General features: G+C 73.8%; 12 protein-coding genes. 5 read left to right on the top strand and 7 right to left on the bottom strand.

All coding sequences use genetic code 11. The annotated features are described in order from the left end of the window. The first annotated feature begins 11 nt into the window (after positions 1-11). Complete coding sequence (locus HD601_RS34475) at positions 12-2,936, top strand: helix-turn-helix transcriptional regulator (protein WP_184818558.1); 2,925 nt, start codon at positions 12-14, stop codon at positions 2,934-2,936. On the opposite strand, the gene HD601_RS01190 is transcribed toward HD601_RS34475, so the two are convergent. After that, positions 2,933-3,697, bottom strand: coding sequence for an NAD-dependent epimerase/dehydratase family protein (locus HD601_RS01190; protein WP_184818556.1), 765 nt, complete (start codon positions 3,695-3,697; stop codon positions 2,933-2,935). The genes HD601_RS34475 and HD601_RS01190 overlap by 4 nt on opposite strands. A gap of 62 nt (positions 3,698-3,759) precedes the next feature. On the opposite strand from HD601_RS01190, the gene HD601_RS01185 reads away from it, so the two are divergent. Beyond that, complete coding sequence (locus tag HD601_RS01185) at positions 3,760-5,343, top strand: HNH endonuclease signature motif containing protein (RefSeq protein WP_184818554.1); 1,584 nt, start codon at positions 3,760-3,762, stop codon at positions 5,341-5,343. Here HD601_RS01185 and HD601_RS01180 read toward each other — a convergent pair. Genes HD601_RS01180 through HD601_RS01155 form a run of 6 tightly spaced genes read right to left on the bottom strand, consistent with a single transcriptional unit; the run spans position 5,265 to position 13,467 of the window. Further along, positions 5,265-6,404 (bottom strand): enolase C-terminal domain-like protein, encoded by a 1,140-nt coding sequence (locus tag HD601_RS01180; RefSeq protein ID WP_184818552.1) that lies wholly within the window; start codon positions 6,402-6,404, stop codon positions 5,265-5,267. The genes HD601_RS01185 and HD601_RS01180 overlap by 79 nt on opposite strands. Next, a complete protein-coding gene (locus HD601_RS01175) occupies positions 6,401-9,346 on the bottom strand; it encodes an alpha-L-rhamnosidase (RefSeq protein WP_184818550.1) in 2,946 nt (981 codons plus the stop codon). The genes HD601_RS01180 and HD601_RS01175 overlap by 4 nt, the downstream gene beginning before the upstream one ends. A 2-nt stretch (positions 9,347-9,348) precedes the next feature. Further along, entirely contained in the window at positions 9,349-10,245 is an 897-nt protein-coding gene (locus tag HD601_RS33295) for an ABC transporter permease subunit (protein WP_221440450.1), read from the bottom strand. After that, positions 10,242-11,183 carry a carbohydrate ABC transporter permease gene (locus HD601_RS01165; protein ID WP_184818548.1) on the bottom strand — a complete coding sequence of 314 codons (942 nt, stop codon included), beginning with the start codon at positions 11,181-11,183 and terminating at the stop codon, positions 10,242-10,244. Before HD601_RS01165 ends, HD601_RS33295 begins: the two co-directional genes overlap by 4 nt. 3 nt (positions 11,184-11,186) lie before the next feature. Beyond that, the gene (locus HD601_RS01160; protein ID WP_184818547.1) at positions 11,187-12,641 is read right to left on the bottom strand and encodes an ABC transporter substrate-binding protein; all 1,455 of its coding nucleotides are present in this window, start codon (positions 12,639-12,641) and stop codon (positions 11,187-11,189) included. Positions 12,642-12,678: 37 nt separating this feature from the next. Next, positions 12,679-13,467: an IclR family transcriptional regulator gene (locus HD601_RS01155; RefSeq protein WP_221440449.1), complete on the bottom strand. Its 789-nt coding sequence runs from the start codon at positions 13,465-13,467 to the stop codon at positions 12,679-12,681. A gap of 85 nt (positions 13,468-13,552) precedes the next feature. On the opposite strand from HD601_RS01155, the gene HD601_RS01150 reads away from it, so the two are divergent. Genes HD601_RS01150 through HD601_RS01140 form a run of 3 tightly spaced genes read left to right on the top strand, consistent with a single transcriptional unit; the run spans position 13,553 to position 16,358 of the window. After that, the gene (locus HD601_RS01150) at positions 13,553-14,722 is read left to right on the top strand and encodes a mandelate racemase/muconate lactonizing enzyme family protein (protein ID WP_184818545.1); all 1,170 of its coding nucleotides are present in this window, start codon (positions 13,553-13,555) and stop codon (positions 14,720-14,722) included. After that, positions 14,719-15,636, top strand: coding sequence for a dihydrodipicolinate synthase family protein (locus HD601_RS01145; protein WP_184818543.1), 918 nt, complete (start codon positions 14,719-14,721; stop codon positions 15,634-15,636). Before HD601_RS01150 ends, HD601_RS01145 begins: the two co-directional genes overlap by 4 nt. Continuing rightward, the gene (locus tag HD601_RS01140; protein WP_184818541.1) at positions 15,633-16,358 is read left to right on the top strand and encodes an SDR family oxidoreductase; all 726 of its coding nucleotides are present in this window, start codon (positions 15,633-15,635) and stop codon (positions 16,356-16,358) included. Before HD601_RS01145 ends, HD601_RS01140 begins: the two co-directional genes overlap by 4 nt. Positions 16,359-16,376: the final 18 nt, after the last annotated feature.

Here is a 16,376-nt window from a genome sequence, read left to right as displayed (position 1 = left end):
CGGGTGGCAGGATGAGTGACGTGCCCATCCACGTCGCCCGCGCCACGGGTCTCGTCGGCAGGGAGCGGCAGCTCGCCGACCTGCGCGAGGCCTACGCCACCGCGCGCGGGGGCGAGCCGGTCACCGTCCTCGTCGGGGGCGAGGCGGGCATCGGCAAGACCCGGCTCACCGAGGAGTTCGTCGCCGAGGTGGTGGCCGACGGCGCCCGCGCGGTCATCGGGCAGTCGGTGCCGCTCGACGGCGAGGGGCCCGCGTTCGCGCCATTGGTCGGCGCGCTGCGCGGGCTGTACGCCGAGTTCGGGGCAGAGCGCCTGCTCGAGCTGGCCGGGCCGGGCGCCGACGCGCTGGCCGGGCTGGTGCCCGAGCTGGGCGTCGCGCCGGTCGAGGGGCCCGAGGGTCGCGGCCGGCTCTACGAGGTGGTCTCGTCGCTGCTCGAGCGCGTCGCCGCCGAGCGGCCGCTGGTGGTGCTGCTCGAGGACCTCCAGTGGGCCGACAGCCCCACCCGCGACCTCCTGCGCTTCATGGTGCGCGGCGTGCGCGAGTCCCGGCTGCTGCTCGTCGTCACCTACCGCACCGACGAGCTGCACCGTGGTCATCCGCTGCGCCCGCTGCTGGCCGAGCTCGACCGCCTGCGCCAGGTGCACCGCATCGAGCTGCCCCGCCTCGACGCCGACGAGGTCGTGCTGCAGCTGCGCGGGCTCCTGGGCCGTCCGCCCGAGCACGCCCACGTGCAGCGCATCGTCCAGCGCAGCGAGGGCATCCCGTTCTTCGTCGAAGAGCTGGCCTGGGTCGACGTCGACGGCGGCTGTTCCGAACTGCCCGGCTCGCTGCGCGACCTGCTGCTGGTCCGGGTCGAGCCGCTGACCGAGGACACCCAGCGCCTGCTGCGGCTCATGTCGGCGGCCGGCAACCGCGTCGACCACTCGGTGCTCGAGCTCGTGGCCGAGGAGCAGTCCGGCGCGCTCGAGGCGGCGCTGCGCGAGGCCGTCTCGGCCGGAGTCATCGTGGTCGACGGCGACGGCTACGCCTTCCGGCACGCGCTGCTGCGCGAGGCCCTGCACGACGACATGCTGCCGGGCGAGCACGCGCGCATGCACGCCCGGTACGCGCAGGCGCTCGAGGCACACCCCGAACTGATGCCGCACGGGCCTACCGCCGCCGAGGTCGCGCACCACTGGTACTCCGCGCACGACGTCGAGCGCGCGTTCGCCTGGTCGCTCACCGCCGCCGACGAGCTGGTCCGCAGCTACGCCCACGCCACCGCGCAGCAGCTGCTCGAGCGTGCGTTGGAGTTGTGGGACCAGGTCGCCGAACCCGAGAAGGTGGCCGGCAGCGACCGCCCCCACGTCCTCATCCGCGCGGCCACCGAGGCCTACGCCGCCGGCGAGTTCGAGCGCACGCTCTCGCTGGTCAAAGAGGCGCTGCGGCTCGTCGACCGCACCGCCGACCCCGCCCGGGCCGGCTGGCTGCTCGCGCAGCTGGGCAGCGTGACCAACCGGCTCGGCCGCCCCGGCGCCATCGAGGCGCTCATGGAGGCGCGCGAGCTCATCCCGGCCGAGCCGTCGGTGCAGCGGGCCGAGGCGCTCGACTGGCTGGCCACCATGCTCATGCTCGACTGGCGGTTCGAGGAGTGCCTCGAGGTCGCCGACGAGGCCGAGCGGGTGGCCGCGGCCATCGGCCTCGACCGCATCGTCGCCTCCGCCCACGTCACCCGCGGCACCGCCTGGGTGCACATGGGCGACGCCGAGCGGGCGCTCGCCGAGCTGCGGCTGGCCGGAATCACGGCCACCTCCGAGCCCGACCACCTGCACCGCTACTTCGTCAACCTCTCCGACGCCTACACCCTGCTCGGGCGCTACCGCGACGCCGTCGACGTCGCCACCGAGGGCTACGAGCTCGCCCGTCAGCGCGGGCGCAAGCGCACCTCGGGCGTCGTGCTGGCCGGCAACGCCGCCGAGCCCATGCTGGCGCTGGGCGACTGGGAGCGGGCCGAGCGCATGATCGAGCGCGGCCTCGAGCTGGTACCGCCGCCCAACCACGAGCGGCACATGATCGGCCTCAAGGCCTGGCTCGGGCTCTGGCGCGGCGAGGTCGAGGCGGCGGCCACCGCGGTCGAGCGGCTGCGCGCCGGCATGACCCGCCGGGCCGTGCTCCCGCAGGACAGCCGGCTGGTGGCGCGGCTCGAGGCCGATGTCGCGCTGGCTCAGGGCGACGCCGAGCGGGCCTGGGGCGCGGTCTTCGCCGAGGTGGGCAGTCGCATCGACGCCGCCGTGCCGGGCTACGACCTCCCGCTGGCGTTCGCCGGCGCCCAGGCGCTCGGTGCGCGCATCCGGGCGGCGGGCGGCACCCAGGGCCTCGAAGCCGACGTCGAATGGCTGCGGGCGCTCACCGACCACGCGGCGCGCGGCTGGCCGGTCGACCTCTGGTCCCTGCTGGTCGACGCCGAGCTGAGTGGGCTGGGTGGCACCGACGCCGCGGCCTGGCAGCGGGCGCTCGTCGCGCTCGAGGCGGCCGAGGGCCCGGTCCACCTGGTCTCGTACGCCGGCTACCGGCTCGGCCGGGCGCTGATCGAGGCCGGCGACCGCGACGGCGCCCTCGAGGCGCTGCGGGCCGCGGCCGCCTCGGCCGACGCGGTGGGCGCGGGGCTCTTCCGCGCCTGGGTCGACGACCTCTCCCGGCGGGCGCACCTGCCGCTGGTCTCGGGCGTTCCCTCGCCGCGGGTCGCGCCGTCCGGGCTGACGGTGCGCGAGCACGAGGTGCTGCGGCTGGTCGCCCAGGGCCGCAGCAACCGCGAGATCGGCGAGACGCTGTTCATCAGCTCCAAGACCGCCAGCGTGCACGTGTCGAACATTTTGGCCAAACTCGGCGCGTCGGGCCGCGGCGAAGCGGCGGCCATCGCCCACCGCGACGGCCTGCTCGACACCGCGGCGTCCTAGGGCGTGCTCTCGCCGCGCCAGCGGCACAGGCCGCCGTCGCCGGGGGTGACGTCGGCGGCGTAGGCCTCGGAGTCGAGTTCGGGCCGGTAGCCCAGCTCGGCGGTCGCGTTGGCGTAGTCGAAGACCCCGCGGGTGTTCGCCGACACCCCGAAGTAGCAGCCATAGCGCACGTCCGCCTCGAGGGCCGCCAGCACCAGCCGCCGCAGGTCCGACGGCGCCAGCCAGCCGATGAGGTTGCCGGTGTCCGTGGGCCGCGCCAGCACGCCGCCCAGCCGCAGGCACAGCACCGACAGTTCGCCGCCGTCGGCGACGCTGCGCCCGTACGCCTCGGCGAACACCTTGGTGGCGCCGTAGGCGCAGCACGGCCGTGCGGGCCAGGCCGGGTCGATGACCGTGCCCGCCGGCAGGCCATCGGCCACGTAGCCGCCCACGGCGTGCACGGAACTGGCAAGCACCACCCTGCCGACGCCGGCCTTCCGTGCGGCGTCGAGCAGGGTGACGACGGCGTCGGCGTTCGGCCCGCGCAGCTCGCTCCACGCGGCGCCGGGATGCGGGTTGGCCGCCAGGTGCACGACCGCGTCCATGCCCTCGACGGCCGCGGCCGCGACGTCCGGGTCGGTGAGGTCGCCGGTGCGGACCTCGGCGCCGTCCCAGCCGGCCACCTCGCGGGTGTCGACGACGCGCAGGTCGAGACCGGTCAGGCCGGAGCGGAGGTGCCCGGCGACCCCGCCGGCCGCCCCGGTCACGAGGACAGCGGTCATGGCGGCACGGTACCGCGCGGCCCGAGTTGATCTTGTCGATGGGTGCAGCTAAGATCACTTATATGTTCGAAGACGCCGATCTGTCTGCTCCGTTGCCGGGTGATGCTCCGGTGATGGATGCCGAGCTGCGTGCCCTGTTGGATGGGGTGGCTGCCTCGTATGCGGAGGGTTCGGCGGCGGTGCTGGACATCGATGCGGCTTCGGTGGGGCCGGAGTTGGCGGCGCTGCTGGCCCGGCTGGCGGATCGGCGAGCATCGTCGACGACGGATGTGTATGACGCGGTCGAGAGGGTTGCCGGGTGGGGACGGCTGGCCGCGTGGGTGGCCGCGGGCGAGGCGAAGGCGTTGGCCGAGCTGGCCGCGCGTGCCGAGGTGCGGCCCGCTGAGACGGGGTATCGGTCGGTGAACCCGGTGACGAACGCGGCGGTGGTGGTGGCGGGGCGGTGTCAGCTGACGGCCAAGCAGGCCGAGGGCATGGTCGGGCCCGCAGTGCAACTCTTACGCGACTTCCCGGAGACGTGGGCGGCGTGGTGGGCGGGGTTGATCGACTGGCGGCGAGTCCGGGCGATCCTGGACGAGCTGGGCGGGCAGGACCCGGGTGTGCGCCGGCGGGTGGAGGCGGCCGTGCTGCCGCGGGCGCCGCAGCTGGACTCGGTGGCGTTGCGGAAGCTGATCCGGCAACTCCTGCACGAGTTGGCGCCGGTGTCGGCGGCCGAGCGGCACCAGGTCGCCCGCGACTCCCGCTATGTCGTGGTGACCCCGGCCAGTGATGGGATGGCGCAGCTGGAGGCGCGGTTGCCGGCCGAGGATGCCGCCGCCCTGAACACCGCGCTGAACGCCGCCGCCGCGGACTTGAAGCGGGCGGACGCCGCGGCGGGTGGGCCGGTCAGGTCGAAGGACCAGCGCCGCGCCGACGCGCTCGCCGAACTCGGGTGGGCCGCGCTGACGGCGTGTGCCGACGGCGCCACCGGCCACGCGATGTTCGGCCATCCGACCGCCGCGACCGCACCTGGCGACACCGCCACCGCCGCCGCCGTGGCCGCTCCCGGAACCACTGCGCCGCGGCGGCGGGCGCGGCCGGTGAGCGTGCACGTGACGATCCCGTTCGGGTCGCTGGTGGGGTTGAGCGATGAGCCGGGTGAGCTCGAGGGCTACGGGCCCATCTCCGCCGATGTCGCTCGCACGCTGGCCGATGAAGGGGTGTGGACCTGGCTGCGCACCGATCCCGGCACCGGACACCTGCTCGACATGGGGCGCACCCGGTATCGGCCGTCCCAGGCGCTGGCCGACTTCATCACCGCGCGGGACCGGACCTGCCGGATGCCCGGCTGCCACCGGCCCGCCCGCGGCTGCGACATCGACCACATCAAGGAGTTCGCCGCCGGCGGGACCACCTGCGCGGCCAACTGCCACACCCTCTGCGAGACGCATCACCTGCTCAAGCACCGCGGCGGGTGGACCGTCACCCGCGGGCCCGACGGCACCACCCGATGGCGAAGTCCCACCGGACACATCTTTCGAAGACCGCCGGAACGGATCGGGCCGATCGTGAGGAGGAGGCCGGGCGGTCAGCGCGCGACGACGGCGGCACGGACCTTGTCCTCGTCGACGACGATGCCGAGGCCGGGGCCGTCGGGCAACAGGTAGGCGTCGGGGTCGGCGACGATCGGCTCGGCCAGCACGCTGTTCGCCAGCTCGAGCGTGCCCGGCGAGTACTCGAAGAAGGGTGCGTCGTCGGCGGCGGCCGCCACGTGCAGGCCGGCCGCCAGGGCCAGCCCGAGCGCCGCCGAGTGGTGCGGCAGGATCGGCCGGTAGGCGGCGTTGACCAGGGTGGCGATCGCGTTGCCCTCGGTGATCCCGGTGCGGCCGATGTCCGGCTGGTACAGGTCCAGCGCGTCGAGGGCCAGCCAGTCGGCCACCTCGTAGCGGTGCCGGTGCGCCTCGCCGGCCGCGATCGGCAGGTCGGCGGCGGCCGCCAGCGCGGCGTAGCCGCGGGCGTGCTCGGCCGGCAGCGCCGACTCGAGGAACCAGGCCCCGCGGGCGGAGAGCTCGCGGGCCAGCCGCAGCGCCGACGGGCCGTCCAGGCGGCAGTGCACGTCGACGGCGAAGTGGGCGTCCGGCAGGGTGGCCGCGGCCCGCTCGAACACGGCGAGCGACTCCTCGACGGACGGGCCGAGGTGCAGCTTGAACCGCCGGATGCCGCCGTCCCAGTGCGCGCGCAGCTCCTCGGGCGTGGTCGCGGTGCCGACGGACGTGAGGTAGCTGGGGATCCGGCGCCGGAACGCCCCGCCCAGCAGCGTGGCCACGGACAGGCCGGTCGCCCGCCCGAGCAGGTCCCACAGCGCGATGTCGACCGCCGCCAGTGCGTCGGCCTGGTGCCCGCCGAGATGGCCGCGCTCGCGCATCAGCTCGCCCAGCCGGAACCGCAGCGGCCGCACGTCGGCGGCGTCGGCACCCAGCAGCGCGGGCGTCAGCAGGTCCTCGACGATCGCCGCGACCACCCGCGGCCCGACCGGCACCAGCGCCTCGCCCCAGCCGACCAGTCCGCCGGACGTCTCGATGCGGACGAACACGGTCTCGCGGCTGGGGGAGTAGATGGTCGGCCGCTCGTGCGGCGCGCGGTAGTCCGGGCCGCCGCGGTCGGGCGCGCCGTCCAGGCCGAGCCGCAGCGCCAGCGCCTCGACGGCCACGATCTCCAGGGTCTTCACAGGCTCTCCGTCTCCTCGTCGTGGAACCGCCACCGGCCCGCACCCACCGTCCGCACGCGCCACGCGTCACCCACGTCCGAACCCACCGGGACGTGCACCTCGGCCGTCGCCCCCGCGGGCACCTCGACCTCGAGCTGCACACCGTCGGCCGTCCGCGACCACGCCACGGACGCCCGCCCGCGCACGGTCTCTCGAACCGCCCGGGCCCAGGTCAGCGGGCCGCGGGCGTCCGGCCGCACGACGAACCGCGCGAACCCGGCGTCGCCCGGGCGCAGGCCCGCGACGTGCTCGTACAGCCACTGGACGACGGTGCCGAGGAAGTAGTGGCCGCGCGAGCGCGAGTCCGGCTTCCACGACTCCCACATGGTGTCCGCGCCGAGCCCGATCCAGTACCGCCAGCCCGGCTCGTCCGGCTGGGTGACGACGGCGTGCGCGCGGTCGCCGTGCCCGTACCGGGTGAGGACCGGCAGCAGCACGCTCGTGCCGAGGCAGCCGGTGTCCAGACGGTCGCCGCGCTCGGCCAGCGACGCGGCGAGGCCGTCGGCCACCGCCTGCTCATACTCGGGCGGGACCAGCCCGAACGCCAGCGGCACCGCGTTCGAGGTCTGCCGGTACCCCGGGTCGGTCGCGGTGCGGTACACCCCGGCCGAGCGGTCCAGGAAGGTCGCGTTCAGCGCGTCCCGGCAGGCGGCCGCGGCGTCGCGATACCGCGGAGCGGCGGCGTCGTCGCCGACCAGACCGCCAAGCTCCGCCGCCGCCTCCAGCGCCCGGTGCAGATAGGCGGTCGCGGTGAGGCGGCGGTCCTCGGGCGGGACGACGTACCCGGGCGCCAGCCAGTCGCCCAGCTCGCTGGTGGCCAGACCGTCGCCGTCGAGGCGCCCCAGCTCCCAGTCCAGGTACCGCGTCACGCCTGCCCAGTGCCGCGCGACCAGCCGCTCGTCGCCGTAGGCGCGGTACAGCTCGCGGACCAGGTACGGGTAGACGGTGGTCCACTCCGGCGACGGCGCCAGCTGCTCGTACCCCCAGCCGCCGCTCGGCACGACGACCGGCAGCGCGCCGGACGGCCGCTGCGCGTCGGCGAGGTCGCCCGCCCACTTGGCGAGGAGCCGGCGCAGGTCGAACATCGCCAGCAGCGTCGGCAGCGCGACCTGGACGTCGCCGGTCCAGCCGTTCTTCTCGTACAGCGGGGTGTCGGTCGGGATGCCGTGCAGGTTGTTCACCACGGTCCGGTGCATCATCGCGTGCAGCCGCTCGTACAGCGGCTCGGAGCAGCCGAACTCGCCGGACGTCGCGACGTCGCTGTGCAGGATCCGGGCGACGACGGCGTCAGCTGCGGGAACGCCGTCGACGCCGTCGACCTGCAGGTAGCGGAAGCCCTTGTAGGTGAACCGCGGCTCCCACGTCTCGCCCGGCTCGCCCGCCGCCACGTACTCGTCGCGCTGGAAGCGGCGGTGCCAGACCAGCGCGCTGATGGGCGCGACGGTGCCGTCGGACGCCAGTTGCTCGGCGTAGGTCAGGGTGACGGTGCGCCCGGCCGGCGCGTCGACGGCGATGCGGGCCCGCCCGGCCATGGTGCGGCCGAAGTCGAGCACGTGCCGGCCGGGGGAGAGCGACGTGACGGACACGGGCCGGACGGTCTCGGTGACCCGGATCGGCTCGTGCTGCTGCGCGACCAGGCGGCCCGCCGGCGCCGGCAGCACCGCCGCGGGTCCCCACGTCTCGCCGCCCACCCGGCGCGCGTCGTACGTCTCGCCGGTGTACAGCGAGTCGCTCCGGGTCGGCCCGTCCGCGACCTCCCAGGAGCCGTCGGACACCACGACCGTCTCCGACCCGTCAGCGTGCGTCACGACCAGCCGGAACAGCAGCCGCGGCTCGCCGTGCCAGGACGCCCGGTGCCACCACCAGATGGTCGGCGTGGTCAGCCCGTGGAAGCCGCGGCCCAGCTCGGCGGTGACGACGTTCGGCCCCGCGGCGACCAGGTCCGTCACGTCGTGCGTCGCGTACAGCACCGTGCGGTCGTACGCGGTGAACCCGGGGTCCAGCACCGCCGAACCGACGCGCCGCTCGCCCAGGTGCACCTCGTGGTACGCCAGCCCGGCCACGGACAGGCGGGCCCGGACGGCCTCGGCCGGCAGCGTGAACGAGCGGCGCAGCAGCGGCGCCGGGCGCTCCGGCGAGGCGACGACGACGGGGCCCGGCGGCGGCTCCGCGACCGGGGCGGGAGCGCCGGAGGACGTCGTCCAATGCGGGCCGGTGACCAGCGTGGCCGTGGCGCCGTCGTCGAACTCGACCCAGAGCCGCCCGGCCAGCACCGCCGGCTCGCGGCCGGGGTTCGCTCGCACCGTCAGGACCACGCTGCCCGCCGCCGCCCGCACGAGCTCCGTCACGTCGGCCGACGCCCCGACGCGCTCGTCCTCGCCGTAGCGAATGGTGCCGCCGAGCACCTCGTGCCAGCCGAGGCTGAGCCGGAAGTCGTCGGCGTACATCGCGACGAGGGCCCGCCGCACCGGCCGCCCGGCCGGCAGCGTCAGCACGCCCCGGTAGCGGGCGCCGTCCGGCGGCACGGCGAGCCAGCCGGCGCCGTCGAGCCCCAGCGCCGCCGCGGGCCAGGGGACGGCGCCGATCCAGCGCGCGCCGCCCCAGTCACCGCCGAGCATCCCGGTCTCCCACCAGGACGGCTCGCTCGTCACGGGTGAGTCGCCGCCGGCCGGCCACACCCGGACCCGCCACTGGTAGCGGGTCGACGGCGTCAGCGTCGGCCCGTCGTACTCGACCCCGAACGTGCGGTCCGACGCGACCCGGCCACTGTCCCAGACGTCGTCGACCACCACCTGGTACGCGACGGGGTCGCCGTCGGACACGACCCACGAGAACCGCGGTCGCGGCTCGTCCAGGCCCAGCGGGCAGGGTGCGTCCTCGACCTCGAGCCGGCTGATGCGCATCGTCAGCTCTTCACCGCCCCGGCGATCCCCTCGACGAAGGTGCGCTGGAGGAACAGGAAGACGATGACGATCGGGATGGTGCTGATGCAGGCGCCCGCCGCGAGGCCGGTCCAGTCGGTCGACTCCTGGCCGAAGAAGCTGAACATGCCCACGCCCAGCGTCCGCAGCTCCGGCGCGCCGAGCGTGAACACCAGCGGCACGAAGAACGCGTTCCACGAGAACACGAAGTTCATCAGGGCCACTGTGCCGATAACGGGCTTCGCCAGGGGCAGCAGCACCCGCCAGAAGGTCCGGACGTAGCCGGCGCCGTCGATGCGCGCGGCCTCCTCGAGGTCGCGGGGGATGCCGGCGAAGAACCCCATGAACAGCAGGATCGGCACCACCAGCCCCGGGCCGGCCTGCGCCAGCGCCGCCCCGAGCAGCCCGTTGTTCAGACCGAGGTCGTTGATCAGCAGGAACACCGGGATGATCGTGTAGCTGTGCGGGATGAACATCGTCACCACCAGGACGGCGATGATCACCTTCTTGCCCGGCAGGTCCGGCTTGGACAACGCGTAGCCCGCGGTCGACGACGCCAGCAGCGTCAGCACCACGACGGCGATCGAGAACGTCAGCGTGTTCAGCGTGTAGTCGCCGAACTTGGCCGTCGTCCAGGCCCGCTCGAAGTTCTCGAGCGTCCACTCCTTCGGGATCAGCGACAGCCCGCCGAGCAGCATCTCGCTCTGCGTCTTGAACGCCGCCGACACCATCCAGATGAACGGGTAGACCCAGAGCAGGCAGAACGGGATCAGGAACAGGTGCCACAGCTTCGGGCGCAGCTTGTACCAGCGGTTGCGCCGGTCCGGGCGGACCGGCGCCTCCGGCGAGGTGGCAGAGCGGACCAGTTCGGTGGTGGTCACAGCGCGCCCCCTCGGGCCCGGCCCCGCAGCAGCGGCGCCTGCAGCAGGGTGATGAACAGGGTCATCAGGCCGAACACCGCGCCGGCCGCGCAGGCGAAGCCGTACCGCGGCGCCTGCAGGTACGGGTCGAACGCGAACCGGTAGACGTAGGTCGGGACCACGTCGGTGGAGTAGTTCGGCCCGCCCTGCGTGGTCGCCTGGACCAGGTCGAACGTGTTGAGGCTGCGCTGGAACACCAGCAGCAGGATGACGACGGCGATCGGCACCAGCATCGGCAGCACCACGTAGCGCAGCGACTGCCGCGAGCTGGCGCCGTCGATCAGCGCCGCCTCGTGGATGTCCTTCGGGATCGTCTGCAAGGCAGCCAGCCAGTAGATCAGCGTGATGCCGAAGCCCTTCCAGATGTCGATGCCGATCAGCGTCGGCAGCGCCGTCGTCGTCGAGCCGAGGAAGTTGACCGCCTGGTCGACGATCCCCACGTCCGTCAGTGCGGTGTTGACGACGCCGCGGATCGGGTCCAGCAGCACCGCGAACACGATGCCGATGACCGCGGTCGTCGTGACCACCGGCAGGAACAGCGCGAGCCGGTAGACGTTGCGCCCGCGCAGCCAGGCGTTGTTCAGCAGGATCGCCAGGATCAGCGCCAGCGGCAGCTCGATCAGCAGGGCGGCGAAGGAGAACAGGAACGAGTGCCAGAACGCCTGCCAGAAGTCGCCGGACCCCAGGACCTCGCTGAAGTTGTCGAAGCCCACCCAGTCGGTGGGGGCGCCGACGCCGTCCCAGTCGAAGAACGCGTACCACCAGCTCGCCAGCAGCGGCCAGATGGAGAACCCGCCGAACAGCACCAGGCCGGGGACCAGGAACGCGTAGCTCCAGGCGTGCCGGCGCCAGCGACCGGCGGCACGGGGCCGCCGGGTCGCCGCGTACGTCGAAGCCATGGACTACTGCTCCGGGGTGTAGTTCTCGAGCGGGTCCCAGTCCGGGAACGTGATGTCCTCGAGCGTGCCCGTGCCGGCCGCGACCTGCTCGTCGAGGAACGTCTGCAGCTGCGCGTCCAGCCCCTGGGCGATGGGCAGGAACGGCTTGTCGTTGATGATCGCGTCGACGGCGGCGTCGACGAAGCGCAGCTCCGGGCGCTGGGCCCGGGCCTGCAGGATCGCCGCGCCGCCCTCGCTGGCCAGGATCGGGTTCGGGATCAGCCGGACGGTCTCGTCGGCCACCTCGAGGATCGCTGCCTGGTCCGGGTTGTCCATGGCCTGGTCCTCCCAGGCGCCCTCGAGCGCGGTCAGCGTGCCGAACTCCTCGTAGTAGGCCTGGTGGAACTCCGGCGACGCGAGGAAGTCCATGACCTTCCACGCCTCGTCCGGGTGCTCGGTCTCCGAGGACATCGACCAGATCGGGGCGAACGACTGGCGCAGCGGTGTGTAGGCGACGCGGCCCGTGTCCGGCACCGGCATCGGCGCGACCACCATCTCGATCTCCGGGTTGAGCTTGCGGATCTCGGCGACCTGGTAGGTCGGCGTCGGGTACATGGCAATGGTGCCGGCGGCGAACTCGGTGAACGGCCGGTTGGCGTCCCAGCTCTCCCAGCCCGGCGCCATGACGCCGTCGGCCTGCATGCGCCGGTGCATCTCGACGGCCTCGACCAGCCCGGGCGACGCCGTCGCCGGCTTGCCGGTGCGGAAGTCGATGCCGTCGCTGAGCACCGAACCCGGCACCGCCGTCTGGGCGAACATCTCGACGCCGCCGGCCTTGGCGTTGAACGGCGCGTACCCGAACACCGAGCCGCCGCCGTTGGCCGTGATGGTGCGGGCCATCTCCTCGAACTCGCTCCACGTCTCCGGCGGGGCGTCGTAGCCGTTCTCGCGCAGGATGGCCATGTTGACGACCAGCGGCCGGGCCTCCCACTTGCCCGTGACCAGCGGCAACGTGTACAGCTCACCGTTACGGTGCAGGCCCGACGTCGCCGGGTTCATGGTGCCCTCGGGGAACCGGTCGAGGAACTCGTCGGTGACGAACTCCTCCAGCGAGTGCGTCCAGCCGCGCTCGTACATCCGGTCGAAGCCGTCGGCCTGGGCGCGGAACACGTCCGGCGGGTCGCCCTGCTGGAACATCAGCTCGACGGCGGCGAGCTGCTGGTCGGCCGGGTTCTCGAGGACCTCGACGGTCAGGCCCGGGTTCTCCTCTTCGAGGAGGTCGAACTGGGCGCGGTAGAACTCGCTCGCGCCGGGCGGGTCGGGGACCAGGGCGACGGTGACGGTGACGTTCTCGCCGCCGGAGGCGTCGTCGGTGCTGCTGTCGTCCTCGCCGGAACCGACGAGGTTGCAGCCGGTGGCCGTCAGGGCGACGGCCGAAACGGCGGCCGCCCAGCGCAGCGTGCGTCGTGTGCGGGACATGGTCTCGGGGACTCCTTCGTCGGTGGAACGAGACGGGTCAGGGCTGCGCCGTCGTGTGCCGGGGCCCCAGGTAGCCGAGGCCGACGCTGATCGAGTCGGCCACTTCGATGACGGTGCTGGCGAGGTCGGGATCGCCGCCGGCGAGTCCCAGCGCGGAGAGCGGGCCGGAGATGGACAGCGCGGCGACGATCTGCCCGGACTGGTCGAGGATCGGCGCCGCGACGCACGAGCGCCCCAGCGCCAGCTCCTCGATCTCGGTCGCGTAGCCGCGGTGGGCGACCTCGGCCAGCTCGGCGTCGAGGTCGTCGTGGTCGCAGACGGTGCGCGGGGTGTAGCGGTGCAGGTCGGGGACGAGGTCGCGGCGTTCTGCCGGCGTGAGGGCCAGCAGCAGGCACTTGCCGATGCCGGTGGCGTGCAGCGGGTTGCGCTGGCCCATCAGCGTGTAGGACTTCGGTGCCAGCCGGCCCTCGAAGTTACAGAGGTAGAACAGCGACGAGCCCTGGCGGACCGCGACGTTGACGCCGAGGCCCAGCGACCCGGCCAGGTTCTGGGCCGCCTGGCGGGCCTCGCGGTGCACGGGGTGCTGGTTGATCGCCACTCCGGCCAGGGTCAGCAGGGCCGGTCCCAGCTGGTACATCGAGCTGATCGGGTCGCGCTCGACGAACTGTAACGATTCAAGAGTAGACAGGAGTCGGGACGCGGTGGATTGCCCGAGCCCCGCATGCTTGGCGACGTCGGAGACGCGCAGGGCCCGGCCGTCGAGGAAGGCACTGAGAACAGTCGCCGCCTTCTCGACGCTCTGGTTCGTGGCCTGGTCCGTTGCCACTGCGCTCCTGAGATTGAAGGAACCGTGCATCATGTGGGAGAGTTACGCATATGGTGCATGAAGTCAAGCCCTGTTCGGATGACAGATGTTGATTCGTGATATCGAGACCTTCGTCCTCAAGCTGCGCTCCGACGAGGCCTATCTCGGTGCCCTGCGCGACGGCAGCGCGATCGGTCCTGCCTACACCGTGCGCGAGCCCTGGCGCAGCCTGTACTCCGACCGGTTCGAGGCGCTCCTGGTCAAGGTGACGGCCGAGGACGGCACGACCGGCTGGGGCGAGGCGCTGGCCCCGGTCGCGCCCGAGGTGCCGGCGGCGGTGGTCGACCTGCTGCTGGCGCCGGTGCTGCGCGGCATGGACGCGACCCGGCCGCGGCCGGCGTGGTCGCGGCTGCGCGACCTCATGCGCGAGCGCGGGCACCTGGTGGGGCACCAGGCCGACGCCCTGGCCGCCGTCGACATCGCCCTGTGGGACCTGGCCGGGCGGCTCACCGGCCGGTCCGTGGCTGACCTGCTCGGCGGCGCCTTCCGCGACCACGTCCCGGTGTACGTCTCGGGGCTGCCGCGGACCAAGGACGACGAGCGCGCCGCGCTGGCCGCGGACTGGGTGGCCCGCGGCGCCACCGGGGTCAAGCTGCACCTGGGCCACGGCGTCGAGGCCGACCTCGCGACCGTCGACGCGGTCCGCACCGCCGCGCCGTCGCTGCGGGTCGCCGTCGACGCGCACTGGGTCTACTCGGTCACCGACGCCGGCCGCCTCGCCGCGGGTCTGGCCGAACGTGGCGCCTGGTTCCTCGAGGCGCCGCTCGCGCCTGAGGACCTCATCGGCCACACCGAGCTCACCCGCACGTCGCCGGTGCCCGTCGCCGTCGGCGAGGCGCTGCGCAACCGCTACGAGTTCGGCCAGTGGCTCGACGCCCGGGCTCTGCGGATCGCGCAGCCCGACGTCGGCCGCACCGGCATCACCGAGGCGATGGCCATCGCCGAGCTCGCGGCCGCCCGGCACGTCCCGGTCGCGCCGCACCACTCCACCGGACTCGCCATCGCCCTGGCCGCAGGCCTGCACGTCAGCGCGGCCGTCGAGTCCCTCGAGGTGTTCGAGTACCAGCCCAAGTCCACCGACGTCGGCCAGCGCATCCTGCGGCACCCGATCGCGTTCGGTCCCGGCGGCTTCCCGTTGCCGGCCGGTCCGGGGCTCGGGATCGACGTCGACGAGGAAACCGTCCGCACGCTCGCCGAGGAGTCCCGAACCGTATGACCCACACCGTCCACGGCCTGGTGCCGATCCTGGCCACCCCCTTCCTTCCCGACGGCTCGCTCGACCGGCCCGGGCTTCGGCGGCTGGTGGAGTTCCAGCTGACCAGCGGCGTCGACGGCGTCGCGGTGTTCGGCATGGCCAGCGAGGGGTTCGCCCTGACGCTGGCCGAGCGCCAGGTCATCCTGAGCGACGTCCGCGAGATCGTCGCCGACGCCGTCCCCGTCGTCGCCGGCGTCAACGGCACCTCGTCGGTCACCGCGCTCGAGCAGGCCCGCGAGGCGGCCGACGGCGGCGCCGACGCACTCATGGTGCTGCCGCCGTTCATGGTCAAGCCGGGCCCGGACCAGCTGGTCGAGTTCTACGGGCTGGTCGGCGAGTTCGCCGCATCGACCGGCACCGAGGTGATGGTCCAGGACGCGCCCGGCGTCACCGGCGTCACCATGTCGGCCGCGCTCATCGTCGAGCTGAGCAAGCTCGACGGCGTCACCTCGGTCAAGGTCGAGGCGCCGCCGACGGTGCCCAAGGTGGGCGCCGTCGCCGATGCCGTCGCCGCCGAGGACGACGGCTTCGCGGTCCTGGGCGGCCAGAACGCCCAGTTCGTCCTCGACGAGTACGCGCGCGGCTCCATCGGCACCATGCCGGCGTGCGAGTTCCCGGACCTGCTGGCGCCGGTGCTGGCGACCTGGAACGCGGGGCAGCGGGCCGAGGCCCGGGCCGCGTTCGCGCGGCTGCTGCCGTTGATCGTGCACGGCCTGCAGCAGGGCATCGCGTGGGCGGTGCACAAGGAGGTGCTGGTGCGCCGCGGCATCATCGAGCACGCCACGGTCCGGCTGCCGGCCAAGACGCTGGACGCCGGCGGGCGGGCGCTGCTCGACGACATCCTGGCGCCGCTGGACCTGGGGATCGTGCCGTGAGGGTCGTGCTGGTCGGCGCGTCGAACCCCATCGGCGCCGCCATCGCCGAGCGGTTCGCGGCCGGCGGCGGCAGCGTGGTGGGCGTCTCGCTCGAGCCGGCCGGCAACGCCGCGCTGACGGCCGACCTCACCGCCGACTGCACCGACCCCGAGCAGGCGCAGGCGGCGGTCGACGAGGCCGCGCAGCTGCTCGGCGGCATCGACGTGCTGGTGCCGGCGGCCGGCGTGATGCCCGTGGCGCCCGCGCACCGGACCACCGACGAGCAGTGGTACCGGGCGATCTCCGGCTGCCTCGACACGTTCTTCCTGACCGCGCGCGCCGCGCTGCCCCGGCTGGTCGACGGCGGCGGCGCGATCGTCGCGATCTCGTCGGTCAACGGGTTCCTGGCCGCGCCCTGGCTGCCCGGCTACGCCGCGGCGAAGGGCGGGGTCGACGGGCTGGTCCGCCAGCTCGCGCTCGACTACGCCCGCTCCGGCGTCCGGGTCAACGCCGTCGCCCCCGGCCTCGTGGGCGGGGAGAAGTACGCCGACGCGGCGGCCGGCTACCCGATCGGGCGGACCATCCGTGCGGACGAGGTGGCTGCGGCGGTCGAGTTCCTCGCCGGTCCGGCGGCGTCGGCCATCACCGGCGTCGTCCTGCCGGTCGACGGCGGGCTGTCGATCGCCTCGCCGGCGGCGTTCGCCCGGGCCGACCTGCGGGCCCGGCTGGAGGGCGATGGCTGAGGCGCATGACTGAGGCGC

Source organism: Jiangella mangrovi (assembly GCF_014204975.1).
In the GTDB taxonomy this organism is placed as follows: Bacteria; Actinomycetota; Actinomycetes; order Jiangellales; family Jiangellaceae; genus Jiangella; species Jiangella mangrovi.
The sequence above is the reverse complement of the archived record's forward strand: the minus strand, read 5'-3'. Positions and strand labels throughout refer to the sequence as shown.